The sequence below is a fragment of the Streptomyces sp. SolWspMP-5a-2 genome (assembly GCF_900091845.1).
GTDB classification, from domain to species: Bacteria; Actinomycetota; Actinomycetes; order Streptomycetales; family Streptomycetaceae; genus Streptomyces; species Streptomyces doudnae.
Genome location: NZ_FMCI01000345.1, coordinates 1 through 26,909 on the forward strand (window position 1 = coordinate 1; position 26,909 = coordinate 26,909).

Consider the following 26,909-nt stretch of genomic DNA (forward strand, 5'->3'; position numbering starts at 1 on the left):
CTCATCCCCGCGCGCGCGGGGAGCGGGCCGCCCGCATCGAGGGCGACATCATGGACCAGGGCTCATCCCCGCACGCGCGGGGAGCGGTGAGCAGGCCGTAGGTGACCGCCGCCTCGCGCGGGCTCATCCCCGCTCGCGCGGGGAGCGGGACGATCCTGCTCACCCGGTACGGGCGCCCGTAGGCTCATCCCCGCTCGCGCGGGGAGCGGAGGACCCCGCCCTGGTACAGCAGCACCGACCCGGGCTCATCCCCGCTCGCGCGGGGAGCGGTCTTCCTGAGCTGTTCTTTTGTCATGGAGCGGTGCCGGATTCAGCAAGGATGAGAGAAAGGTGCATCGGGGGCAAATCGTCGAGCGCCTGCGCTGCCTCGGTCAGCCTTCGTTCTCCTGCGGTCTCGGAAGACTGCCGGGCGGTCCGGGCCCAACTCGTCCGGTTCGGCGTGTTGTCGGCGACCGTCGAGGCCGGTGTGGCTGTCTCGGGCGGACGCCGTCGTCGGCGGGCTACGTCCCACCCCCGAAGCGGCGCCGCTTCGACGCTTTGCTCCAGCCCGGCCTGGGTGACGAGGGCGGGGGCGCCGCGCGGTCGGACGGACGGAAGATGAGGGTGAGTCCCTCGTGGTCGACGGGGTGCCACTTGTGGTCGTGGGTGCGGAAGGCATAGCCCTGTTCGGAGTCGGTGGCGTAGGCGAGCAGGGCGCGGCCGTTGCCCGCGTACTCGCAAACTTCGTCCCACAGGGCGTCGCGAATGCGGGCGGAGGGGCTGCCGAGGAAGACGCCGGGAGAGATCTCCAGGAGCCAGCGGGTGAGGAAGCCGCGCAGTCCGACCGGACAGTGGGTGAGGACGATGACCGTCACCAGACGACGCCGTCCCGGGCGAGGCCGTCCTGTGCCGCGACATCCCGCGTCGCGACGTCCCGAGCCAAGACATCCTGAGCCGGGACGTCCTGCTTGGGGGCGTCCCCCGCTGAGGGGGCCTCGTGGCTGACCTCCCGGTCGGCGTAGTTGCGGCCCGCCGAGACCTCGGCGCCGCCGTCGGAGAGCAGGGTGACCCGGTCACCGCCGTCGGGCGGCTCGGTGCCCGTGGGCAGGAGCAGTCGCTGGATGTCGCGTACACAGCGGTCGAGCAGGTGGGTGGAGTTGACGCGGTCGCGCAGTGCCCGCCGGGTGCGGGGTCCGATGTCGTCCGGGCCTTCCGCGGCGACATCGAAGGCCACCGGAATGCCGACGTCCGTCTTGTAGAAGTCGGCCACGTCGAGGACGAAGGACAGTTCGTGGCCCGAGTGGACGAAGCCGAGTCCCGGGCTGCAGCCCAGCGCCGCGACCACGGTCTGAGCGATGCCGTACATGCACTGCGCGGCGGCGGTGACCGCCTGGTTGGGCGCGTCGCCGGATGCGAAGTCGCCCGGGGTGAACCGGCGGCCGCGCCAGGGCACGCCGGTGCGGGCGGCCTGCTCCGCGTAGCAGCGCTTGACCCGGTCGCCCTCGCGTCCGAGGAGTTGGCGGCGGGTGCATCCGGCCGGGTCCTCGTCGGGAAAGCGGAGCCGGTACATGGCCCTGGCGACGTCGAGCCGGGTCCGCTGGTTCGCCCAGGCGACGGCCTGGGCCTCCACGAGCGCGGAGGAGCGGCTCAGCGCCCGGCCCCCGGCGTAGAAACGGACGCCGTTCTCGCCGACCCACACCACCACGGCGCCGCAGTCGCCGAGAACCGCCATGGCCTGGTGGGTGATCCGCGTACCCGGGCCGAGCAGCAGCGCGCCGATGGTCGCCGACGGGATGTGGCGCACGCCCTCCGCGTCCTCGGCCGTGAGGGCGTTGGCGTCGCGGTGGACGACGCACCGTTCGAGGTAGACGAAGGAGAGGCGCTCGCCCACGCGGGTGAGCTGTCGCGGGCCCGTGGCGGGGCGCCTGCCGATCGTGGTCACGGGTTACTCCGCGGGGGCGAGGGTCATGAGCCCGCACCCGTACGCCTTGGCCTTGCCGAGACCGGCGGTGAGGGTGCGGCGGAGCGCGTCCGGGTCGAGGACACGAAGGCGGCCGTCGTAGGTGACACGGGTCAGCGTCACGCTGTGCGCGCGGTCGTCCGATTCGCTCCTCTTGCGGAAGGCGAGTTCCGCGCGGTGGTGGACGACGACCTCGTGCCAGGGGCCCTCTAGGCCGTCAGGACGGGGCCCGGGTCTCTCCACGATCGCGAAGCCGGCGTCCGTCTGTCGCTTGAGCAGCCAGTCCAGTTGGTGGCGCGGGGTGATGTGCGCGGTGCGTTTGGTGGGCTCGGCGTCGTGCCGCCGAATGCTGTGGACGGGGTTCGCGGTGAGCCGGAAGGCCCAGGTGTCGTCGGCGGCGAGGCGGGCCAGGAAGGGCGCGTACGGTTTCGTCTGCCAGCCGCCGGTGGCGGTGGGCCAGCCCGCCTGCTCCACCAGGTGCGTGAGGTCGGGCCGTTCGGGGCTGACGACGTAGAGCAGCACCTCGCTGCGTGCCTGCTGATCGACGCGCCACAGCACCCGGGGACCGTCGCCGCGGTGATCGGGCCGCTCGGGGAAGGACGCCATGACGGCGGCGTGCAGGCTCTGCGGCGAGCCGAGCAGCCGACGGGCGCCCACACGCGCGGTGTTGAGGCGGAATCGGGTCAGGAACATGGTCATTCTTCCAGTAGCCGCAGCGGATCGTGGGTCGGCGGGACGAAGGCCCGGCGGGGCGCGCTCAGCGGATTGGCGACGCTGACGGCGGTCGACCGGACGTCGCGGAGGGCGTACCGGCGGTGGCGCGGGTCGAAGCTGAGCGGCTGGTCACGTACCGCGTCGCCAGGCCCCTCACCGGCGGCGAGGTCGGCGATCACTTCGAGTTCGACGTGTCGTTCGCGGCCACGGCGGCGCTGGCACCAGGCTGACGCCTGCCAGGGTTCGGCCTTCAGCGCCCGCCACAGACCGCCGCGATGCACTCCCAGGTCGACCGGCCGGGACGGGGGGCAGGAGCGGCGGCCGAGGAACGGCGGGAACGTCGGAGCCCTGACCGCCGCCAACAGGCCGTCGATCAGCGCCTCCTCGCCCTCGACGGCAGCGACGAAGACCGCGTCGCAGAGGTAGAAGCGTTCGGAGACCGGCATGGACTTGCCGGTGACGCCGTGGTGCGCGGTCTGGTAGTCGCGCACCCGGGTGCCCGGCTGGTCGAGACGGACGGCGAACCGGAGCGCGGCGAGGTCGGAGATGTCCGCGCCCCGGTCACGGCCCTGGGCAGCGGCGAGCAGTCCGAGCACTCCGCTCTTGGTCGGGGCGCGTTCCGTCGCCCGCCTGGCGAACCGCGACGACGCGCCCCAGGACTGGAGCGGGCCCGCGAGGCACAGCGTCAGGACGCCGGTGCGTGCGCTCATGCGCGGGAGTCCTGGCGCACGGAGGACGCCGACCGTGCGGCGACCGCGTCGCTCACCTCGTCGAGCAGCCCGCCGATGGTGACCGCGGTGCCGAGCGCGGCCAGCGGTTCGGTGGCCGCGCCCGCCCTGAGCACCCAGCTCGGATCGTCGGTGACCTCGTAGGCCTTCTCGATGTCCGAGACGTGCGCGAGCAGTTGGGCGCAGGCGCCGCGCAGATGACCACCGGAGCCCTGGGGGGCGAGCACGGGCTCCTCGAAGGCCGCGACGAAGCTGACGGGCCGTGCCGAGCGGAGGGTGACGATGACGGCCTCCGGCAGGGTGTGGTTGCCGAAGGTGTTGATCTTGCCGGTGGGCATGGAGGCCACGAAGCCTTCGATGAAGGCGCGCACCGCCCGGCGTACCGGCTCGTCCAGCGGCTGGTCGGGACGCCTGCCGACACCGAGGTTGTCGCGGAGCCGGTCCACGTCCAGAGCGGCGTAGCGGTACAGCGTCGCCGAGTTGAAGTCGACCGTGCCGATCATTCCTGCGCCGGACTCCTCCTCCCTCTCGTTCTTGTCGTCCACTGCGGTGAAGTAGTCGGACTCGTTCTCGACCTGGTGGACGCTGATGGCGTGGGCGACCTGAGCAGCGGCGTCGACGTTGAAGTCGGTGGAGTCGGCGACCATCCGGCCGAACAGCGCGATGTCGACCGAGTGCCGGGAGTCCGCGATCCCCCGGGCCCTGTCCTTGTTCTCCTTGGACTTCAGGTACGCCTTGATGTCGTCCGCGCCCTCGATCGCGAGGCGGGCCAGGCCGTCGATCTGGCGGGCGCTGAGGAACATCAGGTACGAGGCCTCGGGCGGCGGTTCCGGCTCGCCCTTCTTCTTCGCGCTCTCCGCCTTCCTGCGCGGCACCTCGATCTTCGAGCCGGTGGCGGCGCGGAGCGTCTCGGCGGCCAGCGCCAGGGCCGCGTCCCCGTGCAGGGAGGCGTCGAGGGCGGTGATCCGTTCGGCCACCAGCTCGGCCATCCGGCGGGAGCGGAGCCCGAGGTCCGCCGGGTCGAGCAGGCTCTTGAACGCCTCCCGGGTCGCCCGCTTCCAGGCCTGACTGGAGACGCGGGCGCGTCGGACCCCTCCGTAGACGGCGGACTTCGGAGTGCCGGTGTCGTCGCGGTTGAGGTTGCTCGGCGGCACGGTCTGCAGCACGTGCACGTCGATGATGGTGCGGCTCACGAGGTCTCGTCCTCCGGGGTCGTCGTGTCGGGGTCCTGCGGGCCGTCGCCGTCCGCACCGCTGCCCGGCGCGTTCCGCCCCGCTGTCCCCGGGTCTTCGCCGGAGCCTCCGCGGGGGACGGCGAGGTAGGAGCGGCCCCAGGAACGGCGCACCGACCGGGCTCCGCCGGGGCCCTGCCAGATGTAGAGCTGGTCGGCCAGCAGGCCGTAGTCCAACGCGACGGCCTCGCGCCGCAGCAGGAGCACGAGTTCGCGCAGCCGCCCGGCGAGCACCACGGGGTCGGCGGCCGTGCCCGCCCGGACGAAGCGCTTGCGCGTCGGCTCGTCGATCTCGGCTCCCGGCGCCAGGCGGCGTACGGCGGCGCCCAGTTCCGGCCCCGGCCTGCGGTGCATCCGGGCCGTGTGGTGGGACTGCTGGTGCAGCGACCACAGGGTGACGGCCGCGTGCGCCGCCTCCTCGGCCCGGCGCAGCTCGTCCTCGGTCAGCTCCCGTCGCTCGTACTGCTCGTAGAGGGGCTCGGTACCGACAAGGCCCCACAGGTCGGCCGTCTCACCGGCCGGTCGGCCGATGCCACGCCGTAGCCGGGCGAGCGCGCTCACGGCGTCGCCACGGTCGTCGAGGTAGCCGCGCTGCAACGACGTGACGTGCCGGTGGACGGCGCTGCCGACCGGGCCGAGGGGTGTCCGGCGGGTGCCCGAGGTGGCGGGGGCGGGCGGACGTGCGGTCATTCCGGGGACTCCTCGGAACCGGGGCGGGCCGGTGGCTGATGTGGCGGCGGTTCGTTCCCCGTGGCGAGAAGACCGTCCAGCCTGGTGCGGAAGCGGAGGTCGGCGGCGGCGTCGTTCAGCCAGCGCGGTGCGCCGCGCGTCTCCACGATCCGGCCCTCCCAGGCGGCCGCGCCCGCGTCGTCCAGCAGGCCCGTCCCCAGGTCCCCGACGATGCGGCGCACCTCCCGCTTCCAGCGGTCGCGGTGTCCGGCCGGATCGGGGACGGCTCCCAGCTCCCGCAGCCAGCGGCGGTAGGGGGTGTCGAAGGTGCCGAACCCCAGCTCGCGGGCCGCGTTCCTGCGGGGTTCGGGGTCCGACCCGGAGGCGAGGGCGAGGTCGGCGGCGAGGTCGGCGAGCACGCCCACGGCCTTCTCCGCGTCGTTCAGGGCGTCGACGGCGCTCTGCCCGTACCGCCGGTCCTCGCGGTGGAGCAGCACCACCGGCATGAGGACGCCGTCGTCGACGACCTCGTCGATGACGGACTGCTGGGTGCCGTAGCGGGCTCCGACGACGCGGGCGCGGATCAGGTGCCCGTGCGGGAGGAATCCGTCGCTGGCGAGCCGGGCGGCCCACTCCACGACCTTCGGACGCAGGTGCGGGGCACCGTCCTGGCCCTGTTCCGTCCCCGGCTTGCGGGCGGTGAGGAGGCCCTCCACACCGCGCCAGGCCATGAGCGAGGGATCGTGCTCCTGGGGCAGGTAGACGCGCGGCTCGCCGCGCTTCTTCTCCTGCGTAGGACTGCGGCGCCAGCTCGTCATCGGCTCGTACCGCATCTTGTTGTGCGGTTCGAGGCGGTCGCCGTAGGCCAGCACCACGCCGTGCACGCCGTCGTCGTCATGGTGCAGCCGGATGCGCCGGGACTGCCAGGTGTACAGGTCACGCAGGCCGTAGGGGCGTTGGGCCAGGTCCCGCGCCTCGGCCGGTCCGCACGGCTCCGCCCGCCAGGCCGGTCGGTCGGCCTCGTCCGCGTGCAGGCCGGTGCTGTCCGCGGCCATCAGGTTGAGCAGCAGTGTCTCGTGCAGGCTGTCCCCTTCGAGGAGGACCCCACCGAGGTTGCCCGCCCACGCCACGCCCTGCGGATAGCCCTTGCCGGCCTTCACCCTGGGGTCGTCCACCGCACCGGACTTGATGCCCGACGGGTCGAACGCCTGGGCGTGCACCAGCCATCGGGCCGCCTCCGCGTGACCGAGCCGTCCGACGCCGGGCATGCGCATCGTGAAGAAGGGTTCTCCGTTGGGCACGTCGGCCACCACGCGGTTGAGGGAGGAGACCTCGTCCTTGGCCGTACGCAACGCCGCGACCTGGTAGAAGGGCCGCTCGGGGTGGCGGGTGTCGAAGCGGTCTCGGTGCAGATGCAGGTACTCGGCCACCGCGGCGGCGTACGGCGTCCGCGACAGCCACAGGTCCTCCCACGCGTCGCAGTCGTCCGGCGCCGCGCCCCTGCCCGGTCCGCCGAGCGCGTCGTGCAGGATGGCCAGCAGCAGCCGCGTCAGGGCGAAGTCCTGGGTCGGCAGATCGCCGACGAGACGGCGGATGCGCCAGGCCTGGTCGAACACCTCCAGCAGGGAAAGCTCACGCTCCGAGCCATCGTCGAACTGAACGGGCAGCCAGGGGCGGTCGGTCAGGTTGAACGAGGGTGCCTCGGGCCTGTGCTCCGGTGCCGCACCGGGGCTGGGCTCCTCGCGCGTCACCAGCAGCCCCTCGTCGGGGTCGTACGCCAGGTGCCACCCCGCCAGCCGGGCCCGGCGGTCCTCGTCGAGCGCGAGGATCAGCTCACCCGCGAGCCAGTGGCTCTCCTTCTCCTGCCAGGCGGGGACGTACAGCTCCTCCAGTTCGGCGAGGGCCTCGTGCAGGCTGCCGGGGAAGGAGAAGTGGTAGGGCAGTCGCAGGCCGCTCGCGGCGGCCGCGCGTGCCGCGCGCGGGGACGGTACGGCGTCGGTCGGCAGTTCCAGACCACCGCGGCCCCCGTCCAGCCAGGGCAGGGTGGCCAGGGTGCCGTCGGCCCTGCGCATCACGACCAGGACCTCCAGGCTCTCCCGGCCGTCGCGGACCTGCGCCCGGCCGGCGCTGCTGTCGTCCGCGTCCCCGACACCGGCGTCGATCCAGCCGATGAGCGCCCGCCCGGCCCTGCGGACCTCGTCGAGCCGGAAGACCTCCGCCCTCTTCCGCTGCCGGCCGCGGGCTTCCTGGTGCAGGGCCCGCGCCGGTCCGGCGGTCGGCTCCCAGCGTGCCGGGCAGGGTTCGCCGTCGCCGTAGGCCCGCTGGACGAGCGGGCTGATGTCCTCGGGCAGCCGCACCGGTCGGCCCGGTGCGCCGGGCATGCCGATGTGCGGGGCGAGCACGGCGAGGGACCGCAGCAGCGCATACGGCCCGTAGACCGTGCGCGAGCCCTTGACCGGGGTGGGGGCGGGTTCCGTCGACCAGTCGACGCCGGTCACCAGACAGCGCGGCTGCCGCAGGCGCGGGGGACGCGCGTCCTGCCGCTCGCCGCGCGGGTGACGGTGCAGCCGTCCCATCCGCTGGAGCAGCAGGTCGACCGGGCACAGGTCGGTCACCAGCAGGTCGAAGTCCACGTCCAGCGACTGTTCGGCGACCTGGCTCGCGACCACGATGTGCGCCGTCGGCGGGCGCAGCGGCGACCGCCCCTGCCCGTCCGGCGGGCCGAACCGGGCCAGCAGCGCGGCGTCCTTGCCCGCCCGGTCGATGTCGATGAAGCGGGCGTGCGCGACGGTGACGTGCTCGGCGCCGAACCTCGCCCTGAGCACGGCGGCCGTGTCCGTGACCCGGTCGACCGTGTTGCGGACGACCAGAGCGCAGCCGCCGTCGCCGAGTTCCACGGCGAGCCGGTCGGCGAGGGCGCTGGGGTCGTCCGCGAGGCACTCGAGCACCACGTCGGTACGGCGCCCCGAGGCGGCGGGGGACGCCGTCACCGGGTCCGTGCCGTGGGCGACGGCCGTCAGGAGCGGGTAGTCGGCGCAGTGCGCGAGCAGCTCGGCGCTCGTCCCGGTGTACGCCTCCGCCAACTCCCGCCGTCTGCCCGCGGGGAGAGTCGCCGACAGCACCACGACGGGGACGCCGTACGCGCCCAGCCACGACAGCACGCGGTCGAGGTAGGTGTTCATGTAGGTGTCGTAGGCGTGCGCCTCGTCGATGACGACGACCTTGCCCGCCATCGCCAGATGCCGCAGCGCCAGGTGCCTGCTCTTGAGGCCGGTCATCAGCAGCTGGTCGATCGTCCCGACGGCGAACGAGGCGAGCAGCCCCTTCTTCCGCCCGCGCAGCCACTGGTGGGCGACGAGACCGGCGGGCGCGGCCTTCGCGGAACGCGCGGGAGACTCGTCGTCGCCGTACGCGTCCACCGCGGCGACGGTGTGGCGGCTGTCGCGCATCAGCTCCGCGTAGTCCTCCTGGAGAGCGGCCTTCGCGTGGGCGAGCAGCACGGAACGCGGCTCGGGGGCGGCCTCCCGCGCGGTCCCGGACGCCGTGGACGGCAGCCGGTCGAGCCAGGCCAGGAGGCGCGGGAACATCGCGTTGCCGGTCGCCATCGTCGGCAGCGCGACGTAGAGGCCGCCCGCGCCCGAACGGGCCGCGAACACCTCGGCCACCGCGAGGGCGGCCTCGGTCTTCCCTTCCCCCATCGGCGCCTCGATGATCAGCATCCCCGGCCGCTCCATGCCGCGGGCCACGGCGAGCGCCTGTTCCTGCACGGGGCGCACCACGGCACCGGGTGGCAGCGCGAAGCGCGCGGCGAACAACTCCGGTGCGGAACCGGCGGGTTCGGCCGGTGACCACGGCGCGGGCAGCCGCAGTCCCCGCCACGCCGCGGCCACCCGCTCGGTGTCGCCGCGGGGGCGCTCCTCGGGGAAGTACGGGAAGAGATCCGGATTGCTGGCGATCCAGTCGCTCACGATGACCGCCGCGGTCAGCAGCGCCTGGACCGGCTGCGGCAGCTTCACCTCACGCCAGTGGTCGAGGCGGTCGGCCACTTCGAAGGTGTCGGCACACGCGTCGAGCAACTCGTCCTGCACCCGCCGCCAGACGGCCTCCGCCGGGCCCGGCGTCCGCAGCAGCTCGGGGTGCGCGTCGAGGTCGTGGATCTGCAGGTGGTCCGGGGGTACGCCGTGGTGCCCGCCGACGACCACGGCGAACTGCGCGGAGGCCCTGCGCGTCCAACCGTGCCGATCCTGCAACCACTCCTGCAGCAGCGCCTGCCCGGCCGGCCCGTGCGGGGCCATCCGCCGGTCGTCGCCGAACTGTCCGCGCGTACGCATCCCGAGCCCGGCGGCGGCCATCACGTCGGCCAACTCAGGCACCTGGCAGGCGAACGCGGGCGTGGCCTTGCCGATGTCGTGCGTCCCGGCCAGCCACACGTACAACCGCCGCGCGTCGGCTTCCCCTCCGGGGAGCGGCTCCGCGAGCAGTTCCTTCACGTTCCGCGGCAGCCAGTGGTCCCACAGCAGCCCGGCGACCGCGGCGCTGTCCGCCAGGTGCCGCCACAACGGCAGCCACTTCTGAGTGGCACGGTCGTGCTTGGCCCACACGGTACGGACGGCCCCGACCAAGCGATCTCCGAGGCTTGCCTCCTGGCCTTCTCCCTCACCCACGGCGGCAATTGAACAGGACCCCGGACGACGCCAGACGCCCTATGTCACGCTTGATCGATATCGACCCCTTGCGACCGGATCAGGGCCCGGACGCGCCGTGGGAACTGACGGGTGCGGACACCAGGCGCCCCGAAACGCTGCGCGCGATCGCTCAGCTCGTCTCCGTCCTCCTCTGAGCGTGGCGTGCTGCCGCGCCCGGCCGGTGGCGGTGTTCGTGGCCCCCTCGTCACCCCCCGATCCGCGTAGCCCCCACCGCTCCCCCGCCCACCGTGAACCCGATGACCGAGCCGCCGCCCTCGCGGCGCAGGGCGAACGGGGCTCCGCCGTGGGCCAGTGCCACCTCGCGCACGATGGACAGGCCCAGGCCCGAGCCGGGCAGTGAACGGGCGTCCGCCGCGCGGTAGAAGCGGTCGAAGACGCGGATCAGGTCGCACTCGGCGATGCCGGGCCCCCGGTCGAGGACCTCGACGCGGACCGCGCCCGGCCGGGGCGGACCGACCACGTCGATCTCGATGGGGCCGCGCTCGGGGTCGAACTTGGCCGCGTTCTCGACCAGGTTGGAGAGCGCCCGGGTGAGCATCCCCGGCCGCCCCTCGGTGCCGGTGTCGCCGCTCGCCCGGACCGTGATCTCGCGTCCGGTGCGGCGCCTGGCCAGCCCGGCGACGTCCTCCGCGATGTCGGCGAGGTCGACCTGCTGCGGGGGTTCGCTGTCGGACTGCCCGGCGGCGAGGTCGACGAGTTCGTTGACCAGGTCGGTCAGTTCGCGGGCCTCCTGGGAGAGGTCGGCGACCAGGTCGAGCCGGGTGGCGGGCGGGAGTTCGTCGATCCGGCGCAGCAGCGAGATGTTGGTGCGCAGGGAGGTGAGCGGGGTGCGCAGTTCGTGTCCGGCGTCCTGGACCAGGCGCCGCTGGTCCTCCTCGGACTGGGCGAGCCGCCCCAGCATCCGGTCGAAGGCGCGGCCGAGGCGCCCCACCTCGTCGTGTCCGGTGACCGGCACCTGGATGCCGAGGCGGCGGGTGCGGGCGACGTCCTCGGCGGCCGAGGTGAGGATGATCAGGCGCCGGGTGATGCGCCGGGCGAGCCACCAGCCGAAGAGTCCGGCCGCGGTGACGACGGCGGCCATCAGGATCAGGGTGCGCTGCTGGAGCGCGCGCAGCAGGTCCTCGGTGTCGCTGAACTCCTGGGCGACCTGGACCGCCCCATGCCCCTCGCCGAGCGAGACGGTGGCGACCCGGTAGACGTCCTCGGCGACGTCGACGTCCTTGTGCTCGACCATCCGCCCGGCCGCCGGGTCGGCCGCGACCGCGCGGTCGGCGGCGGTGACGGGGAGCCCGGGGTGGCCGCCGTCGACGACCGCGCCGTCCGGGCCGAGGACCTGGACGTCGGTGCGGGCGGGCCGCACGACGTTGTGGCCGGGCGCCGAGGGGGTGAAGTCGCCCGGTGTCATGCGGTGCTGGCGCACCTCGTCCCTGACGTCCTGCACGACCTGGTCGAACACCGTCTCCTGGTCGACGCGGACCAGGCGGGCGGCGGCGTTGTAGGACAGCACCCCGACCAGGACGGTGACGGCGGCGGTGACGGTCGCGAAGGAGACGGCGAACGTGGTCCGCAGCGAGCGCAGCCCGGGGCGCCGGCCGGCCAGCAGCCGCCGCAGACGGCCCACTCAGTCCTCCCGCAGCACGTAACCCACACCGCGCACCGTGTGGATCAGCTGCGGCGCGCCGGGCCGGTCGAGCTTGCGGCGCAGATAGCCGACGTACACGGCGAGGTTCTTGGAGCCGGGGCCGAAGTCGTAGCCCCAGATGCGGTCGTAGATGGTGGAGTGGTCCAGGACGATCCCGGAGTTGCGCACCAGCAGTTCCAGCAGCTCGAACTCGGTGCGGGTCAGCTCCAGTTCGGTCTCGTCGCGCCAGGCGCGGCGGGCCTGGACGTCCATCCGCAGCCCGGCGGCCTCGATCTGCCGGTCGTGGCCCTGGGGCTCCCTCGGCGCTCCGGCGGGGCTCGCGCCGGGCGCCCGGTCACCGCCGGTGCGGCGCAGCAGGGCGCGCAGCCGGGCGAAGACCTCCTCGACGTCGAAGGGTTTGACGACGTAGTCGTCGGCGCCCGCGTCGAGGCCGGCGATCCGGTCGGCGGTCTCGACGAGCGCGGTGAGCATGAGGATCGGGGTGCGGTCGCCCTCGGCGCGCAGCACCCGGCAGACCTGGAGTCCGTCGATGCCGGGCATCATCACGTCAAGGAGCAGGACGTCCGGCGGGGTCCGGTGGGCCTGCGCGAGCGCCTCGACGCCGTCGGCGACCGCGGTGACCTGGTAGCCCTCCAGGCTCAGGGCCCGTTCCAGGGCGTGGCGGATGGCGCGGTCGTCTTCGGCGAGGAGCACAGTCTGGGACACGGGACCAGTGTGCCAAGGCGGGGACCGGATCAGCCGGGCCGATCGGGCGTACGATCACCCTTTTTACCCGGCTCTCACCGTGACGGGGGCACCGGGCGCGGGACGCCTACCGTCCTCTCACCCTCGGACGGCGGGGCCAGCGCGGCGAGCCGGTCGGCGAACGGCACCACGGTGAAGCCGTCGTCCGGGCCGGGCCTCGCGGGACGGGCCGCCGTCAGCCCGGTCATCAGCCCCGTCAGCTCCGCCGCGGCCCGTTCGATCCGGCCGTCGAGGCCCTCGGCGCCCCAGTCCTCGGAGGCGGCGTAGACCCCGGTCGGCACGACCACGGCCCGCAGGTAGGAGAAGAGCGGGCGCAGGGCGTGCTCCAGGACCAGCGAGTGGCGCGCGGTGCCGCCGGTGGCGGCCGTCAGGACGGGTGTCCCGGCCAGCGCGTCCTGGTCCAGGAGGTCGAAGAACGACTTGAACAGCCCGCTGTAGGAGGCGGAGAAGACGGGGGTGACGACGATCAGTCCGTCCGCCGCCGTCACGGCCTCCTGGGCGGCGGCCAGCGCCCTGCCGGGGAAGCCGCTGGTGAAGGCGTGGGCGATCTCCACGGCCAGCTCGCGCACCTCCACGACCTGGACGTCGAGGGGTGCGAGCCGCCCCGCGGCGGCGGCCAGCCGGTCGGCCAGCAGCCGCGTGGAGGACGGGACGCTCAGCCCCGCCGAGACGACGACGAGCCTCATGCGACGGTCTCCTTCCCGGCACCGCGGCCGGCGGCGCCGTCGGCGCCCCGCTCACGGGCGGCCAGCAGCGAGGCGTGGGTGGGGGCGTCCGGCACGTCGGCCGGGCGGTCGGCCGCGAACTCCTTGCGCAGGACCGGCACGACCTCATCTCCGAGCAGGTCGAGCTGTTCCAGGACGGTCTTCAGGGGCAGGCCCGCGTGGTCCATGAGGAAGAGCTGGCGCTGGTAGTCGCCCGCGTAGTCGCGGAAGGCCAGGGTCTTCTCGATGACCTGCTGCGGGGAGCCGACGGTCAGCGGGGTCTGGTCGGTGAAGTCCTCCAGGGACGGCCCGTGCCCGTAGACCGGCGCGTTGTCGAAGTAGGGGCGGAACTCGCGCACCGCCTCCTGCGAGCTGCGCCGCATGAACACCTGGCCGCCGAGGCCGACGACGGCCTGCTCCGGGGTGCCGTGGCCGTAGTGGGCGTACCGGTCGCGGTACAGCTCGATCATGCGCTTGGTGTGGTCGGCGGGCCAGAAGATGTTGTTGTGGAAGAAGCCGTCGCCGTAGAAGGCGGCCTGCTCGGCGATCTCCGGGGAGCGGATGGAGCCGTGCCAGACGAACGGCGGCACGTCGTCGAGCGGGCGGGGCGTGGAGGTGAAGCCCTGGAGCGGGGTGCGGAACTTCCCCTCCCAGTCGACGACGTCCTCGCGCCACAGGCGGTGCAGCAGGGCGTAGTTCTCGACGGCGAGGTTGATGCCCTGCCGGATGTCCTTGCCGAACCAGGGGTAGACGGGGCCGGTGTTGCCGCGGCCCATCATCAGGTCGACCCGGCCGTCGGCCAGGTGCTGGAGCATCGCGAAGTCCTCGGCGATCTTCACCGGGTCGTTGGTGGTGATCAGCGTGGTGGAGGTGGACAGCACCAGCTTCTCGGTGCGGGCCGCGATGTAGCCGAGCATGGTGGTGGGGGACGACGGGACGAACGGCGGGTTGTGGTGCTCGCCGGTCGCGAAGACGTCGAGGCCGACCTCCTCGGCCTTGAGCGCGATGGCGACCATGGCCTTGATCCGCTCACGCTCGGTCGGCGTACGCCCCGTGGTGGGGTCCGGCGTGACGTCGCCGACGCTGAAGATACCGAACTGCATGGTCGCTCACCCTCCAAGTTGTTGACGGTTCAACTATACCGCCCAACGACGAGAGGGCCACCCCTATTCCCCGGCCACCCACGAGGACCCGCACCGGCCGCCCCCGCGGACCCCACCCACCGGACCCGCGCCCGACGCCCCGCCGGACCCCGCGCCCCGCCGGACCCCGCGCCGGCCGTCCCGCCGGCCGCGCTCAGAAGTGGTACTCGTCCCCCGTGTCCAGCACCAGCACCCGCTGCCGGTCGTTGTCGCGGTTGCGGTCCACCGCTCCCCCGCTCCACGCCGTGTCGAGGTCCATCCGCACCTCGGAAGGGGCGCCGCGCAGCCGGACCCGGAGCCTGATCTCCTCCCCGGCGTCGTCCGCGGCCAGCGCCGCCACCCGGCACAGCACCACCCGGGCACCGGAGCGCGCGCACCCGGCGGGCAGCGTCTGCCCGTCGGCCAGCGGCCGCGACCAGCGCAGCAGCACGGACGTCTCGGGCACCGCGGACGGGCCGTGGTTGCGAGGCGTGACCCGCACGTCGAGCCGCCCGCCGGTCAGGGTCGCGGCGCCGTGGTAGGAGAGGTCGGCCTCCGGCGCCCCGAGGGCCGCGGCCCCCGGCGCGAGCCCCCAGGCCGCCGCGAGCCCCGCCACCGTCCCGGCGATGCCCCGTACCGTTCGCATGCCACCACTCCTCCACCACTCACCCGCTCGGCCCGGACCTACCGATGTATGCCACGTCACGGACCCGGCAGGCGCCGTCCAAGGGGTGACACGGGCGTGCGAGGCTGCTGCCATGCTGATCGCCCGCTCCGCCGCCCTCTTCGCCGTCGCCGCCCTCTTCGAGATCGGCGGTGCCTGGCTGGTCTGGCAGGGCGTGCGGGAGCACCGGGGCCTGCTGTGGATCACCGGGGGCGTCCTGGCGCTCGGCGCCTACGGCTTCGTCGCCACCTTCCAGCCGGACGCCCACTTCGGCCGCATCCTCGCCGCGTACGGCGGGATCTTCGTCGCCGGTTCGATCCTGTGGGGCATGGTCGCCGACGGCTACCGGCCCGACCGCTACGACGTGACGGGCGCGCTGGTCTGCCTGGCCGGCATGGCGGTGATCATGTGGGCGCCGAGGAACGGCGGCTGACCCCGCCCGGCGCTGCCCCCGGGCGGCCGACCGGGCCGCGCGGACAGGCCCTAGGCTGAGGCTCAGACCGAGCACCCCCGGCCGAGCCCCCAGGAGCAGCCCATGGCCCCCGCAGCCACCTCCCGCATCGCCGTCGTCACCGGTGCGAGCGGCGGCATCGGCGCGGCCACCGCGCGGCAACTGGCCGCCGCCGGGTACCGGGTGGTGCTGACCGCCCGCCGCAAGGAGCTGATCGAGGCGATCGCCGAGGAGATCACCGCCTCGGGCGGCGCGGCGACGGCGTACCAGCTCGACGTCACCGACCGGGACGCGGTCGACGAGTTCGCGACGGCGTTCGCGACGATCGGGGTGCTGGTGAACAACGCGGGCGGCGCGCTGGGCGCCGACCCGGTCGCCACCGGCGACCCGGCGGACTGGCGCGCGATGTACGAGACGAACGTCATCGGCACCCTGAACCTCACCCAGGCGCTGCTGCCGAAGCTGGAGGCGAGCGGCGACGGCACGGTGGTCGTCATCTCCTCCACGGCGGGCCACGGCACCTACGAGGGCGGCGGCGGTTACGTCGCCGCCAAGCACGGCGCCCACGTCCTCGCGGAGACGCTGCGGCTGGAGATCGTCGGGCGCCCGGTGCGGGTCGTCGAGATCGCGCCCGGCATGGTGAAGACGGACGGGTTCGCGCTGACCCGCTTCGGCGGCGACGCGCAGAAGGCGGCCAAGGTGTACGAGGGCGTCGCCGAACCGCTGACGGCGGACGACGTGGCCGACACCGTCACCTGGGCGGTCACCCGCCCCAGCCACGTCAACGTCGACCTGCTGGTGCTGCGCCCGCGCGCCCAGGCGTCCAACACGAAGGTCCACCGGGACGTGTGATGACGAGCGACGAGGAACGCCGCCACCTCGATCTGGAGAAGCGCCGCGAGCGGTACGTCTGGTACTACCTGGCGTACTTCCTCTTCGGCATCCACATCGTCGCGTTCGTGATGATCTACGCCGTCCGGCACGCCAAGTAGCGCGCCGGACGGGCGGACCGGGCCGTCAGCCCTTCACGCAGACGACCTGCCGCAGCTTCGCCACCACCTCGACGAGGTCCCGCTGCTGCTCGATGACCTGGTCGATCGACTTGTAGGCGGCCGGGATCTCGTCCACCACACCGGAGTCCTTGCGGCACTCCACGCCCCGCGTCTGGTCCTCCAGGTCCCGGGTCGAGAAGCGGCGCTTGGCGGCGTTGCGGCTCATCCGCCGACCGGCGCCGTGCGAGGCGGAGTTGAAGGACCGCGCGTTGCCGAGCCCCTTCACGATGTACGACCCGGTGCCCATGGAGCCCGGGATGATCCCGAACTCCCCCGACCCGGCGCGGATCGCGCCCTTGCGGGTGACGAGCAGGTCCATCCCGTCGTAGCGCTCCTCGGCCACGTAGTTGTGGTGGGCGCTGATCTCCTCCTCGAAGACCGGCCTGGCCTTCTTGAACTCCTTGTGGATGACGTTCTTGAGCAGCGCCATCATCAGGGAGCGGTTGTGCCGGGCGTACTCCTGCGCCCAGAACAGGTCGTTGCGGTAGGCCGCCATCTGCGGGGTGTCCGCGACGAACACGGCCAGGTCGCGGTCGACCAGGCCCTGGTTGTGCGGGAGCTTCTGGGCGACCCCGATGTGGTGCTCGGCCAGCTCCTTGCCGATGTTGCGCGAGCCGGAGTGCAGCATGAGCCAGACGGCGCCCCCGGTGTCGGTGCAGACCTCCACGAAGTGGTTGCCCGAACCGAGCGTCCCGAGCTGCCGCACGGCCCGCTCCCGGCGGAAGCGCACCGCCTCGGCGACGGTGCCGAAGCGCTCCCAGAAGGCGTCCCACCCGGCGGTGGCCATGCCGTGGAACCGGCCGGGGTCCACCGGGTCGTCGTGCATCCCGCGCCCCACCGGGATCGCCTCCTCGATCTTCGAGCGCAGCCGCGAGAGGTCACCGGGCAGGTCGTTGGCGGTGAGCGAGGTGCGCACCGCCGACATCCCGCAGCCGATGTCCACGCCGACCGCCGCCGGGCACACGGCGTCCCGCATCGCGATCACGGACCCGACCGTGGCGCCCTTGCCGTAGTGCACGTCGGGCATGACGGCGAGGCCCTTGATCCAGGGCAGGGTGGCGACGTTGCGCAGCTGCTGGAGCGCCACGTCCTCGACGGTCGCGGGGTCGGCCCACATCCGGATGGGGACCCGCGCCCCCGGTATCTCCACGTACGTCATCTCGTCCCCCTCTTCCCGGCTCCACCAGGAACGTTCCGGGAAAATCCCCCGATGGAAAGCAGAAGCCTAAAATCGCAAAACCGGCGCCAGGGTCGTCGAAATGGGACAACGGACCGGCATCCACGGCCATGCGTGCGATAGACATTGTCTCCAGCGGTCACCCCGCCACGGCAAGCGAATAACCAGCGGGGACACTGGAGGACAGCGATCCCCGCCCCTGTCGAGAGGAGCCTGACCGTGCAGCGGAAGGCCTACGTCCCCGGCGCCGCCGCGCTCCTCGCGGCACTCCTGGCCGGCTGCACCGGCGGCTCCGCCGGTTCCGGGTCGACGGACGACGCCAACCCGGGCGACGGCGGCACCGCGACGGCGGCTCCCCAGCCCGGCAAGTACCGCACCCTCCCCGAGCCCTGCGGAGTGGTCGGCCACGGCACCCTCGACTCGCTGCTGCCCGGCATCCCGCAACTGGCCGACGACGAACTGCGCGACACCGCCTACGAGGGCGAGGCGACGCTCACCTACGACACCGACCGCAAGGTCGGCTGCCGCTGGAAGATCCAGTCGGCACAGGCCACCGACCACCTCCTCGTCGACTTCGAGCGGGTCGTCTCCTACGACAACTCCGTCAGCGACGACACCCAGGCCCAGCAGGTCTTCGCGGTCCGCCAGGACGCCGCCCACCTCCCCGAGCCGACCGCCTCCGAGTCCGCGAGCCCCAGCCCCACCGGGAGCGCCGCGTCCGGCCCCTCCCCCAACGGCTCCGCCTCCGCCTCCGCGACGGGCTCGCCGTCCGCGTCCGCGTCCGCCTCCGCGTCGGTCACCCCGGCCGACCTCAGGCCGCGGATCCTCGGTGGCCTCGGCGACGAGGCGTTCCTCGACGACGCCCTCGCGGGCTCCGGTTCGACGGCCAGGCAGCGCACCGTCACTGTGGCGTTCCGCACGTCCAACGTCATCGTGACCGTCGAGTACGTGGAGCAGCCGGTCACCGCGGGGACCGTCCCGGACAGCAAGGAAATGCAGGACAGGGCCAGGAAACTGGCCGTCCAGCTGGCCGGCAAGCTGGGCGTCTGACGCCCGCGCCCACCCCCGCGCGAAACGGTCCGAACAGGACCGCCGCGCCGCCCCACCGCGTACGGTGGCCCCTCGGAACCGATCCGACGGCAGGAACCACCAGCGTCATGAGTGAAGGAACCATGCAGCGAGCAGCGGACCGAGATGACCGACGAGACCGGCGTGCCCCGCGGGCCAAGCGCCTGAGCCGCGCCCTGGTGGGCGCCACGGCGGTCCCGGTGGTGCTGCTCGCGGCCGGCTGCTCCTCCGGCTCCGACGACGGCGGCGGCGACTCCGGCGGCGCCAGGAACACCGCCGCCGCGTCCGGTTCGCCCTCCGCGAGCCCCTCCCCGACCGTGCGGGCCGCGGCCTACGGCAAGCTGCCGGGCGCCTGCGCCGTGCTGTCGAAGAAGTCGCTGTCCTCGCTGGTCCCGAAGGCCGCCGCGTCCGGCAAGGAGGGCAAGTCCAACGACACGCAGGCGCGCACCAGTTGCTCGTGGAGCAGCCTCGACGACAACGGCGTCAAGGGCTCCCAGTTCCGCTGGCTGAGCGTCTCGCTGCTGCGCTTCGAGTCGGACGCCACCCGCGGCGAGGGCGACAAGCTCGCCGAGGCGTACTACCAGAAGCAGGTCGGTGACGCCCAGTCGGTGGAGGGCGCCAAGAACGCCACGGCACGGCCGCTCACGGGCACCGGCGACCAGGCGACCGCGGTGGGCTACGACCTGAAGAAGAAGGAGGGCGCCTTCAAGCAGCAGACGGTCGTCGCCCGGGTCGAGAACGTCGTGATCACCCTGGACTACAACGGCGCAGGTCTCGCGGGCGAGAAGACCCCGGACGCGGACGGCCTCGCCGGATCCGCGAAGAAGGCGGCCGGTGAGGTCGTCGCCGCGGTGGCGTCGGCCAACGGCGACACGGTGGCCACCCCGGGTGACGCGCCCTCGAAGTCCGCGACGGCGAGCGGGTCCGCCAAGCCCTCGGCGTCCGGCGGGTCCTCCGCCTCCCCGTCGCCCGCGAAGTCCGCCAAGGCGTCGGAGTCCGCCGCCGACCAGGCCGACTGAGCTTCGTCGCCGCACCGATACCACGTCCGACGCACACATGTGCCACCCTGTTGCGCGCAACAGCACGCAAGGGGAGGGGAGTACGGGTGGCCGCGCCACAGCTGACTCGGATGCACCGCGTTCTCATCGGCGTGGTCGTGACCGGTGCGGTGATCATCGCCGGCATCGGCTTCGCGGGTTCGTACGCCGCCGTACGCGAGTTGGCCCTCAAGAAGGGCTTCGGGAACTTCTCCTACGTGTTCCCGATCGGCATCGACGCGGGCATCTGCGTCCTGCTCGCCCTGGACCTGCTGCTGACGTGGATCCGCATCCCGTTCCCGCTGCTGCGCCAGACGGCGTGGCTGCTGACGGCGGCGACGATCGCGTTCAACGGCGCCGCCGCCTGGCCCGATCCGCTGGGCACCGGCATGCACGCGGTGATCCCGGTGCTGTTCGTGGTCGCCGTCGAGGCGGCCCGGCACGCGATCGGGCGGATGGCCGACATCACGGCCGACCGGCACATGGAGGGCGTGCGCATCACCCGCTGGGTGCTCTCGCCGCTGCCGACGTTCCTGCTGTGGCGGCGGATGAAGCTGTGGGAGCTGCGCTCCTACGAGCAGGTCATCAAGCTGGAGCAGGAGCGGCTGGTCTACCAGGCCCGGCTGCGCTCGCGGTTCGGCCGCGCCTGGCGGCGCAAGGCCCCGGTGGAGTCCCTGATGCCGCTGCGTCTTGCCCGCTACGGCGTCCCGCTCGCGGAGACGGCCCCCGCGGGGCTCGCGGCGGCCGGGATCGAACCGGTCCTGCTGCCGCCCGCCCCGGCCCCGCAGCCGCTGCCCGCGGCGGCTGAGGAGCCGGTCCTGGCGCAGGCCGGGCCCGCCGAGATCGCGCCGCCCGGCAACGGGGCACGCCAGGAGCGGACGGCGGACGAGATGGACCCGCGCGGCGGACCGCAGGGCCCGGCGCACGAGGACCCGGAGCAGAGCCCCTGGTTCAACAACGCCCAGCAGGTCGAGTACCAGGGCGACTACGACCCGGAGTTCGACCCGCGCCAGCACGTCGAGTGGGCGGAGCTGTACCGGGAGCGGCCCCGGCCGGGCCAGTTCGACCCGCGCCAGGAGTACGCCCCGGAGCAGGAGTTCGGCCCCGAGCAGCCGTACGCCCCCGCCCCGCGGTACCCGCAGGAGCAGCGGTACGAGGAGCAGTACGCGCCGGAGCCCTCCATGGAGGAGACCGGCAGCTTCCCCATCCCGGTCGCCGGCAACCGCACCCGTGAGCTGGGTGAGGGCGGCGGGCCGCCGGAGCCGGAGGAGGACGACTACTACCTGGTCTTCAAGAAGTCGATAGACGGCAGCTACCCGACCCCGCGCGAGTTCGGCGAGAACATCGAGGCGGAGTTCGGCATCGGCCTGCCCCCGGACGAGGCCAAGCGCATGGTCGCCACCTTCACCAACCGCTACAACGCGGAGCTGGAGGAGGACCACATCGCCTGAGCCGCGCGCCCGCGCGTCAGGCCCGGTCGGGTCCGGGCGGCACGCGGCACGCGGCACGGAAAGGGGCCCCTCCGGTCGTCCGGAGGGGCCCCTTCGCGTGCCTAGGCGCCGAGCAGGACCCGGACCCGCTCCTGGCCGACCGCGAGCAGCAGCGTGGGCAGGCGGGGGCCGGTGTCCCGGCCGACCAGCAGCCGGTACAGCAGGGCGAAGAAGGTCCGCTGGGCGGTCTTGATCTCCGGCGGCAGCTCCTTGGGGCCCGCGTCGGCGGAGAACCCGGCCTGGACCTTCGGGACGCCGTAGACGAGGTGCGTCAGGCCGTCGAGCGACCAGTGCTCCTCCAGGCCGTCGAGCAGCAGCCGCAGCGAGCCAGCGGACGCCTCGTCGAGGGACTTCAGCAGCTCCCCGTCCGGCTCCTCGCGCACGATGGTCCGCTGGTCGGCGGGCACGTGCGTGTTGATCCACGCCTCGGCCCTGTCGTAGCGGGGGCGCGCCTCGGCGAGGTCGGTCAGCGGGTGCTCGGGGTCCAGCTCGCTGAGGATGCGCAGCGCCTGGTCCTGGTGGCCCGCGGTGACGTCGGCGACGGAGGCCAGCGTGCGGTACGGCAGCGGGTGCGGGGTGCGCGGCAGCTCGCCCGCGGCCGTGCCGACGGCGCGGGCGTGCGCGGCGGCGTCGGCCGGGAGGGCGGAGCCGTCGGCGACCTTCGCGTCGAGCTTGTCCCACTCGTCGTAGAGCCGCTGGATCTCCTGGTCGAAGGCGATCTTGAAGGACTGGTTGGGGCGGCGGCGGGCGTACAGCCAGCGCAGCAGCTGCGGCTCCATGATCTGGAGCGCGTCGGCGGGCGTCGGCACCCCGCCCTTGCTGCTGGACATCTTCGCCATGCCGCTGATGCCCACGAACGCGTACATCGGCCCGATCGGCCGCTCGCCGCCGAAGATCCCGACGATCTGCCCGCCGACCTGGAAGCTGGAGCCGGGTGAGGAGTGGTCGACCCCGCTGGGCTCGAAGACCACGCCCTCGTAGGCCCAGCGCATCGGCCAGTCGACCTTCCAGACGAGCTTGCCGCGGTTGAACTCGGTCAGCCGCACCGTCTCGGAGAAGCCGCAGGCCGCGCAGGTGTACGTCAGCTCGGTGGTGTCGTCGTCGTAGGCGGTGACGGTGGTCAGGTCCTTGCCGCAGCCGCCACAGTACGGCTTGTACGGGAAGTAGCCGGAGGAGCCGGTGCCGTCGTCCTCGTCGGCCGCGCCCGAGCCCTCGGCGGCCTCCAGCTCGGCCTCGTCGACGGCCTTCTGCTGCTTCTTCGGCGGCTGCCGCTTGGTCCGGTACTGGGCGAGCACGGCGTCGATGTCGGCGCGGTGGCGCATCGCGTGCAGCACCTGCTCGCGGTAGACGCCCGCGGTGTACTGCGCCGTCTGGCTGATCCCGTCGAACTCCACGCCCAGTTCGGCGAGCGAGGCGACCATGGCCGCCTTGAAGTGCTCGGCCCAGTTCGGGTACGCGGAACCGGCCGGGGCCGGGACCGAGGTGAGCGGCTTGCCGATGTGCTCGGCCCAGGACTCGTCGACGCCCGCGACCCCGGCCGGCACCTTGCGGTAGCGGTCGTAGTCGTCCCACGAGATCAGGTGCCGCACCTCGTGGCCGCGGCGGCGCACCTCGTCGGCGACCAGGTGCGGGGTCATGACCTCGCGGAGGTTGCCGAGGTGGATGGGGCCGGACGGCGAGAGCCCGGACGCGACGACGACCGGTTTGCCCGGGGACCGACGCTCCGACTCCTCGATGACCTCATCCGCGAAACGGGAGACCCAGTCGGTGGTCTCGGTGCTCTGAGCCACGATCGGCACGTCCTTCTTTCTCCTTGGGCAGCCGGTACGGTCGCACGGCTGACCTCCTCAGTCTCCCAGACGGGCCCGCACCGGGGAAAACGGCTTTACCCCCCGTGGAATACTGGGTGGGTCTATCCATTCCACGAGGAGAACGGCTCCCACTTCATGGCCTCGGTCACGTCCCTCAGCGACTCCGTACAGCAGCAGCTCGCCTCCGCGCTCTCGGCCACCCTGCCGGAGGCGGCCGGCGCGGACCCGCTGCTGCGACGAAGCGACCGGGCGGACTACCAGGCGAACGGCATCCTGGCGCTCGCCAAGAAGGCCGGGACCAACCCGCGGGAGCTGGCCGGGCAGGTCGTCTCCCGGGTCGCCACCGGCGACGAGCTGATCAAGGAGGTCGAGGTCTCCGGCCCCGGCTTCCTGAACATCACCGTCAGCGACCGGGCGATCGTCGCGAACCTCGCCGCGCGCTCCGCGGACGGCGAGCGGCTCGGCGTGCCGTACGCCGAGGCCCCGGGCACCACCGTCATCGACTACGCCCAGCCGAACGTGGCGAAGGAGATGCACGTCGGCCACCTGCGGTCCGCGGTGATCGGCGACGCGGTGGTCCAGATCCTGGAGTTCACCGGCGAGAAGGTGGTGCGCAGGCACCACATCGGCGACTGGGGCACCCAGTTCGGCATGCTCATCCAGTACCTGGACGAGCACCCGGGCGAGCTGGACCACAAGGGCGGCGACGGAGTCAGCGGCGAGGAGGCGATGTCCAACCTGGACCGCCTCTACAAGGCCGCCCGCAAGCTGTTCGACGCCGACGAGGAGTTCAAGACCCGGGCCAGGCGCCGGGTGGTCGACCTCCAGGCCGGTGAGCCGCGCACGCTGGCGACCTGGCAGCGGTTCGTGGACGAGTCGAAGATCTACTTCTTCTCCGTCTTCGAGAAGCTGGACATGGAGGTCCGCGACGAGGACATCGTCGGCGAGTCGGGCTACAACGACATGCTGCACGAGACCTGCCGCCTCCTGGAGGAGTCGGGTGTCGCGGTCCGCTCGGAGGGCGCGCTCTGCGTCTTCTTCGACGACGTCAAGGGCCCGGACGGCAACCCGGTCCCGCTGATCGTGCAGAAGTCCGACGGCGGCTTCGGCTACGCGGCCACCGACCTCTCCGCGATCCGCGACCGCGTCTTCCACCACAAGGCGGACACCCTCCTGTACGTGGTGGACGCCCGCCAGGCGCTGCACTTCCGGATGGTCTTCGAGACCGCCCGCCGGGCCGGGTGGCTCAACGAGTCGGTGACGGCGCACCAGTTGGCGTTCGGCACGATCCTCGGCAAGGACGGCAAGCCGTTCAAGACGCGCGCGGGCGAGACCGTCAAGCTGGAGGGGCTGCTCGACGAGGCGGTCGACCGGGCGACGGCGGTGGTGCGGGAGAAGGCCGGGAAGGTCGGCCTGAGCGAGGACGAGATCGTCGAGAACGGCCGGTACGTCGGCGTCGGCGCGGTCAAGTACGCCGACCTGTCGACGTCCGCGGTGCGCGACTACAAGTTCGACCTGGACCAGATGGTCTCGCTCAACGGCGACACCTCGGTCTACCTCCAGTACGCGTACGCCCGCATCCGGTCCATCCTGCGCAAGGCGGGCGAGGCGCGCCCGGCCGCCCACCCGGAGCTGGAGCTGGCCCCGGCCGAGCGGGCGCTCGGTCTGCACCTGGACCAGTTCGGGGAGACGCTGCGGGAGATCGCCGGGTCCTACGAGCCGCACAAGCTGGCCGCGTACCTGTACCAGCTCGCGTCGGCGCTGACGACGTTCTACGACCAGTGCCCGGTGCTGAAGGCCGACACCCCGGAGCAGACGGAGAACCGGCTGTTCCTGATCGACCTGACGGCCAGGACCCTGCACCGGGGCATGGCCCTGCTCGGCATCAGGACGCCCGAGCGGCTCTGACCGGCCGCGCCGGTGCACCGCGGGCTGTCCCCTCCCCCGGAGAGGACAGTCCGCGGTGGTCTGTCCGGCGCCGTCACCGCCGGTGGTGCCGGACGCCGTCGGCCCCCGCCGGGACCGCGGGCGTCCGGCGGTGGGTCAGATGCCGTTGGCGAACCGCTTGAACGCGGCCCGGGTGCCGGAGCCCGCGTCGCCGTCGATCGCGCCGGTGTAGCCCCAGCTGTTGGCGAGCAGCCGCTGGAGCGCCTTCACGGTGTTGACGCCGGGGTCGCCGTCGATGGCGCCGGTGTAGCCCCAGTAGGTCTGCAGGCAGCGCTGGAAGGCCTTCCAGCTGTTGGTGCCGAGCTGCCCGTCGATCGAGTCGGTGTAACTCCAGTACGTCTTCAGCCAGTTCTGCACGTTCTTGGCCTCGGCGCTGGTCAGGCCGAAGTTCTGCGTCGCGAGGACGGAGGCGCCGGACTGCGCGACGGCGGCGGGCGGCTGAGCCGCGAAACCCGGGGTGGCGGCGGCGAGCCCGCCGATCGCGAGGCCGGCGACCGCGGAGAGACTCACCAGGGTCCTGGCCACGACGTTGGAACGCATATGTGCCTCTTTCTGGTTGTCGGTCGGTGTGGGACGAGCTTGCGGGCCGGGCCGCCGCGTCCGCCACGGTCGGCGGCGAAGTGACGTCATGACGGGACGGTCACCGCCCTGACCTGCGGGGACGCGGTCGGCCGGGACGACGGCGCGGGACGCGGCGCAGGCCGCGGCGGGCCCGGGGCGGGTGCCCGCGGACCTTGGCCGATTCCGTACGGACCGCACAACCGAATCCGCGAGCGCGGCGTGCTTGGTGATGCAGAATGCGACCGGGGCACGGACACGGGGCGGCTGACCTCGTTCCGGAACGCGAGTGGGGGGATCATGTCGCGTTGGAGAGCGCTGCCCGCGGAACTCGACCCGTCCGTCCGGCGGTTGGTGGAAAGTCTGCGCCGACTGAAGGACCAGAGCGGCCTGAGCCTGCGGCAGTTGGCGGCACGCACGGAGTACAGCGCGAAGTCGTGGGAGCGGTATCTCGGCGGGCGCACGCTGCCGCCGCGCGAGGCCGTCGAGGCGCTGGCCCGGGTCGGGGACGAGGACCCGGTCCGGCTGCTGGCGCTGCGCGAGGTGGCGGCACAGGCGTGGGGCGCGGCCCGCACGCCTGTTCAGGACGGCCGCACGACGGACGGCCCCGAACCCGCCCCCGGGCCTGAACCCGGCCCCGAGCAGGGCGACTTGACCCCGGCCGCGCCGCCGGGCGCGGGGCCGTCCGCCCCGCGTTCGCTGCGCACCGCGCTGGTCGCGGGCTCGGTGGCGCTGGTGCTGGCGATCGGGTCGGCGGCGATCCTGGCCGTCCGGCTGACCGACGGCCCCGGCGGGGAGACCGGGACGGTGCCGCCGCCCCCGGCCCCCAGCTCCTCGGCGGCCGCCGCGACGCCCGAGCAACCCGCCTACGCCTGCCGAATGTCGCGCGCCGACGGCCGCTGGTACGCGGGGATCAGCCGGGTCACCGGCGAGACCCTGAGCTACGGCGACATCAGCCCCGAGGTCGCGGAGGCGCAGTGCCTGCTGCGCCGTCAGGGCATCTCCCCCGGCGGCATCGACGGGATCTTCGGCCCGCTGACCGAGAAGGCGGTCAAGGAGCTGCAACGGCGTTCGCATCTGGTGGTGGACGGCATCATCGGCCCGCACACCTGGAAGGCGCTGCGCGGATGACCTCCCCGGAGCGCGCCCGACTCGCCTTCGCGCTGGGCGAGTTGAAGGACCGCACCGGACTGAGCCTGGCGGGCCTCGCGGTGAAGACGACGTACAGCAAGTCGTCCTGGGACCGCTATCTGGGCGGCCGGACGCTGCCCCCGCGCACGGCGGTGGAGGAGCTGTGCGGCCTGGCGGGCGAGGACCCGGCCCGCTGCCTGGCGCTGTGGGAGCTGGCCGGTTCGGCGGAGGCCGAGGCGCGGGCCCGGCCGCACCCGGAGCGCGAACAGCCGCCCCCGGCACCGGAGTCGGCGCCCGCCCCGCCGCCGGGGGCCGCCGCCGTCCC

The 26,909-nt window shown here is 73.1% G+C and carries 24 protein-coding genes and 1 CRISPR repeat array; of the genes, 9 read left to right on the forward strand and 15 right to left on the reverse strand.

What is annotated here, in order from left to right:
- A CRISPR array of direct repeats spans nucleotides 1–270; the repeat unit is 28 nt; unit sequence GGCTCATCCCCGCTCGCGCGGGGAGCGG.
- Nucleotides 271–500: 230 nt separating this feature from the next.
- The 12 genes from cas2e to GA0115242_RS34085 all read right to left on the reverse strand — a co-directional run bounded on the left by cas2e (nucleotide 501) and on the right by GA0115242_RS34085 (nucleotide 14,844).
- Complete coding sequence (gene cas2e / locus GA0115242_RS34030; protein ID WP_093835466.1) at nucleotides 501–854, reverse strand: type I-E CRISPR-associated endoribonuclease Cas2e; 354 nt, start codon at nucleotides 852–854, stop codon at nucleotides 501–503.
- Complete coding sequence (gene cas1e, locus GA0115242_RS34035) at nucleotides 851–1,921, reverse strand: type I-E CRISPR-associated endonuclease Cas1e (protein ID WP_093835468.1); 1,071 nt, start codon at nucleotides 1,919–1,921, stop codon at nucleotides 851–853. The genes cas2e and cas1e overlap by 4 nt, the downstream gene beginning before the upstream one ends.
- Before the next feature lie 3 nt (nucleotides 1,922–1,924).
- The gene (gene cas6e / locus GA0115242_RS34040) at nucleotides 1,925–2,632 is read right to left on the reverse strand and encodes a type I-E CRISPR-associated protein Cas6/Cse3/CasE (RefSeq protein WP_176729966.1); all 708 of its coding nucleotides are present in this window, start codon (nucleotides 2,630–2,632) and stop codon (nucleotides 1,925–1,927) included.
- A 2-nt stretch (nucleotides 2,633–2,634) separates the two neighbouring features.
- Nucleotides 2,635–3,363, reverse strand: coding sequence for a type I-E CRISPR-associated protein Cas5/CasD (gene cas5e / locus GA0115242_RS34045; RefSeq protein WP_093835472.1), 729 nt, complete (start codon nucleotides 3,361–3,363; stop codon nucleotides 2,635–2,637).
- Complete coding sequence (gene cas7e / locus GA0115242_RS34050) at nucleotides 3,360–4,574, reverse strand: type I-E CRISPR-associated protein Cas7/Cse4/CasC (RefSeq protein ID WP_093835474.1); 1,215 nt, start codon at nucleotides 4,572–4,574, stop codon at nucleotides 3,360–3,362. Before cas7e ends, cas5e begins: the two co-directional genes overlap by 4 nt.
- Nucleotides 4,571–5,302, reverse strand: a complete 732-nt coding sequence (gene casB, locus GA0115242_RS34055; protein ID WP_093835476.1) for a type I-E CRISPR-associated protein Cse2/CasB — start codon at nucleotides 5,300–5,302, stop codon at nucleotides 4,571–4,573. Before casB ends, cas7e begins: the two co-directional genes overlap by 4 nt.
- Nucleotides 5,299–9,882, reverse strand: coding sequence for a type I-E CRISPR-associated protein Cse1/CasA (casA, locus tag GA0115242_RS34060; RefSeq protein ID WP_218088658.1), 4,584 nt, complete (start codon nucleotides 9,880–9,882; stop codon nucleotides 5,299–5,301). The genes casB and casA overlap by 4 nt, the downstream gene beginning before the upstream one ends.
- A 289-nt stretch (nucleotides 9,883–10,171) precedes the next feature.
- Nucleotides 10,172–11,608: a sensor histidine kinase gene (locus GA0115242_RS34065; RefSeq protein WP_093835480.1), complete on the reverse strand. Its 1,437-nt coding sequence runs from the start codon at nucleotides 11,606–11,608 to the stop codon at nucleotides 10,172–10,174.
- Entirely contained in the window at nucleotides 11,609–12,334 is a 726-nt protein-coding gene (locus GA0115242_RS34070) for a response regulator transcription factor (RefSeq protein ID WP_176729967.1), read from the reverse strand.
- A gap of 74 nt (nucleotides 12,335–12,408) precedes the next feature.
- Nucleotides 12,409–13,059 (reverse strand): CE1759 family FMN reductase, encoded by a 651-nt coding sequence (locus GA0115242_RS34075; RefSeq protein WP_093835484.1) that lies wholly within the window; start codon nucleotides 13,057–13,059, stop codon nucleotides 12,409–12,411.
- Nucleotides 13,056–14,180, reverse strand: a complete 1,125-nt coding sequence (locus GA0115242_RS34080) for an LLM class flavin-dependent oxidoreductase (protein ID WP_093835486.1) — start codon at nucleotides 14,178–14,180, stop codon at nucleotides 13,056–13,058. Before GA0115242_RS34080 ends, GA0115242_RS34075 begins: the two co-directional genes overlap by 4 nt.
- A gap of 193 nt (nucleotides 14,181–14,373) precedes the next feature.
- The gene (locus GA0115242_RS34085; RefSeq protein WP_093835488.1) at nucleotides 14,374–14,844 is read right to left on the reverse strand and encodes a hypothetical protein; all 471 of its coding nucleotides are present in this window, start codon (nucleotides 14,842–14,844) and stop codon (nucleotides 14,374–14,376) included.
- A 112-nt stretch (nucleotides 14,845–14,956) separates the two neighbouring features.
- Between GA0115242_RS34085 and GA0115242_RS34090 the strand changes: the two genes are divergently transcribed.
- From GA0115242_RS34090 to GA0115242_RS41045, 3 genes are all read left to right on the forward strand, one after another.
- The gene (locus GA0115242_RS34090) at nucleotides 14,957–15,295 is read left to right on the forward strand and encodes a YnfA family protein (protein ID WP_093835490.1); all 339 of its coding nucleotides are present in this window, start codon (nucleotides 14,957–14,959) and stop codon (nucleotides 15,293–15,295) included.
- Nucleotides 15,296–15,397: 102 nt separating this feature from the next.
- Nucleotides 15,398–16,165 (forward strand): SDR family NAD(P)-dependent oxidoreductase, encoded by a 768-nt coding sequence (locus tag GA0115242_RS34095; protein WP_093835492.1) that lies wholly within the window; start codon nucleotides 15,398–15,400, stop codon nucleotides 16,163–16,165.
- Entirely contained in the window at nucleotides 16,165–16,305 is a 141-nt protein-coding gene (locus GA0115242_RS41045) for a hypothetical protein (RefSeq protein ID WP_176729968.1), read from the forward strand. The genes GA0115242_RS34095 and GA0115242_RS41045 overlap by 1 nt, the downstream gene beginning before the upstream one ends.
- Nucleotides 16,306–16,330: 25 nt before the next feature.
- On the opposite strand, the gene GA0115242_RS34100 is transcribed toward GA0115242_RS41045, so the two are convergent.
- Nucleotides 16,331–17,524, reverse strand: a complete 1,194-nt coding sequence (locus GA0115242_RS34100) for an RtcB family protein (protein WP_093835494.1) — start codon at nucleotides 17,522–17,524, stop codon at nucleotides 16,331–16,333.
- Between the two features lie 237 nt (nucleotides 17,525–17,761).
- Between GA0115242_RS34100 and GA0115242_RS34105 the strand changes: the two genes are divergently transcribed.
- From GA0115242_RS34105 to GA0115242_RS34115, 3 genes are all read left to right on the forward strand, one after another.
- Nucleotides 17,762–18,592, forward strand: coding sequence for a hypothetical protein (locus tag GA0115242_RS34105; RefSeq protein WP_093835496.1), 831 nt, complete (start codon nucleotides 17,762–17,764; stop codon nucleotides 18,590–18,592).
- Nucleotides 18,593–18,714: 122 nt separating this feature from the next.
- On the forward strand, nucleotides 18,715–19,629 hold the full coding sequence (locus GA0115242_RS34110; RefSeq protein ID WP_237549473.1) for a DUF3558 domain-containing protein: 915 nt from the start codon (nucleotides 18,715–18,717) through the stop codon (nucleotides 19,627–19,629).
- A gap of 110 nt (nucleotides 19,630–19,739) precedes the next feature.
- Nucleotides 19,740–21,098, forward strand: a complete 1,359-nt coding sequence (locus tag GA0115242_RS34115) for a DUF2637 domain-containing protein (RefSeq protein WP_093835500.1) — start codon at nucleotides 19,740–19,742, stop codon at nucleotides 21,096–21,098.
- A gap of 101 nt (nucleotides 21,099–21,199) precedes the next feature.
- Here the strand turns inward: GA0115242_RS34115 and lysS are convergent, their stop codons facing one another.
- Nucleotides 21,200–22,936 carry a lysine--tRNA ligase gene (gene lysS / locus GA0115242_RS34120; RefSeq protein ID WP_093835502.1) on the reverse strand — a complete coding sequence of 579 codons (1,737 nt, stop codon included), beginning with the start codon at nucleotides 22,934–22,936 and terminating at the stop codon, nucleotides 21,200–21,202.
- A 147-nt stretch (nucleotides 22,937–23,083) separates the two neighbouring features.
- Between lysS and argS the strand changes: the two genes are divergently transcribed.
- Complete coding sequence (argS, locus tag GA0115242_RS34125) at nucleotides 23,084–24,856, forward strand: arginine--tRNA ligase (RefSeq protein ID WP_093835504.1); 1,773 nt, start codon at nucleotides 23,084–23,086, stop codon at nucleotides 24,854–24,856.
- A gap of 135 nt (nucleotides 24,857–24,991) precedes the next feature.
- Here the strand turns inward: argS and GA0115242_RS34130 are convergent, their stop codons facing one another.
- Nucleotides 24,992–25,435: a peptidoglycan-binding domain-containing protein gene (locus tag GA0115242_RS34130; RefSeq protein WP_093835506.1), complete on the reverse strand. Its 444-nt coding sequence runs from the start codon at nucleotides 25,433–25,435 to the stop codon at nucleotides 24,992–24,994.
- 318 nt (nucleotides 25,436–25,753) lie between these two features.
- On the opposite strand from GA0115242_RS34130, the gene GA0115242_RS34135 reads away from it, so the two are divergent.
- Nucleotides 25,754–26,584, forward strand: a complete 831-nt coding sequence (locus GA0115242_RS34135; protein ID WP_093835508.1) for a peptidoglycan-binding protein — start codon at nucleotides 25,754–25,756, stop codon at nucleotides 26,582–26,584.
- Nucleotides 26,581–26,909, forward strand: a 329-nt coding sequence (locus GA0115242_RS34140) for a helix-turn-helix domain-containing protein (protein ID WP_141721855.1), incomplete at its 3' end; no start/stop codon positions are given. The genes GA0115242_RS34135 and GA0115242_RS34140, both read left to right, overlap by 4 nt.

Excerpts from the sequence above, each read along its gene's own strand:
- cas6e (WP_176729966.1), bottom strand. The coding sequence starts at position 2,632 with ATGTTCCTGACCCGATTCCGCCTCAACACCGCGCGTGTGGGCGCCCGT.
- cas5e (WP_093835472.1), bottom strand. The coding sequence starts at position 3,363 with ATGAGCGCACGCACCGGCGTCCTGACGCTGTGCCTCGCGGGCCCGCTC.
- casB (WP_093835476.1), bottom strand. The coding sequence starts at position 5,302 with ATGACCGCACGTCCGCCCGCCCCCGCCACCTCGGGCACCCGCCGGACA.
- GA0115242_RS34075 (WP_093835484.1), bottom strand. The coding sequence starts at position 13,059 with ATGAGGCTCGTCGTCGTCTCGGCGGGGCTGAGCGTCCCGTCCTCCACG.
- GA0115242_RS34080 (WP_093835486.1), bottom strand. The coding sequence starts at position 14,180 with ATGCAGTTCGGTATCTTCAGCGTCGGCGACGTCACGCCGGACCCCACC.
- GA0115242_RS34085 (WP_093835488.1), bottom strand. The coding sequence starts at position 14,844 with ATGCGAACGGTACGGGGCATCGCCGGGACGGTGGCGGGGCTCGCGGCG.
- GA0115242_RS34090 (WP_093835490.1), top strand. The coding sequence starts at position 14,957 with ATGCTGATCGCCCGCTCCGCCGCCCTCTTCGCCGTCGCCGCCCTCTTC.
- GA0115242_RS34095 (WP_093835492.1), top strand. The coding sequence starts at position 15,398 with ATGGCCCCCGCAGCCACCTCCCGCATCGCCGTCGTCACCGGTGCGAGC.
- GA0115242_RS41045 (WP_176729968.1), top strand. The coding sequence starts at position 16,165 with ATGACGAGCGACGAGGAACGCCGCCACCTCGATCTGGAGAAGCGCCGC.
- GA0115242_RS34100 (WP_093835494.1), bottom strand. The coding sequence starts at position 17,524 with ATGACGTACGTGGAGATACCGGGGGCGCGGGTCCCCATCCGGATGTGG.
- GA0115242_RS34110 (WP_237549473.1), top strand. The coding sequence starts at position 18,715 with ATGCAGCGAGCAGCGGACCGAGATGACCGACGAGACCGGCGTGCCCCG.
- GA0115242_RS34115 (WP_093835500.1), top strand. The coding sequence starts at position 19,740 with ATGCACCGCGTTCTCATCGGCGTGGTCGTGACCGGTGCGGTGATCATC.
- argS (WP_093835504.1), top strand. The coding sequence starts at position 23,084 with ATGGCCTCGGTCACGTCCCTCAGCGACTCCGTACAGCAGCAGCTCGCC.
- GA0115242_RS34130 (WP_093835506.1), bottom strand. The coding sequence starts at position 25,435 with ATGCGTTCCAACGTCGTGGCCAGGACCCTGGTGAGTCTCTCCGCGGTC.
- GA0115242_RS34135 (WP_093835508.1), top strand. The coding sequence starts at position 25,754 with ATGTCGCGTTGGAGAGCGCTGCCCGCGGAACTCGACCCGTCCGTCCGG.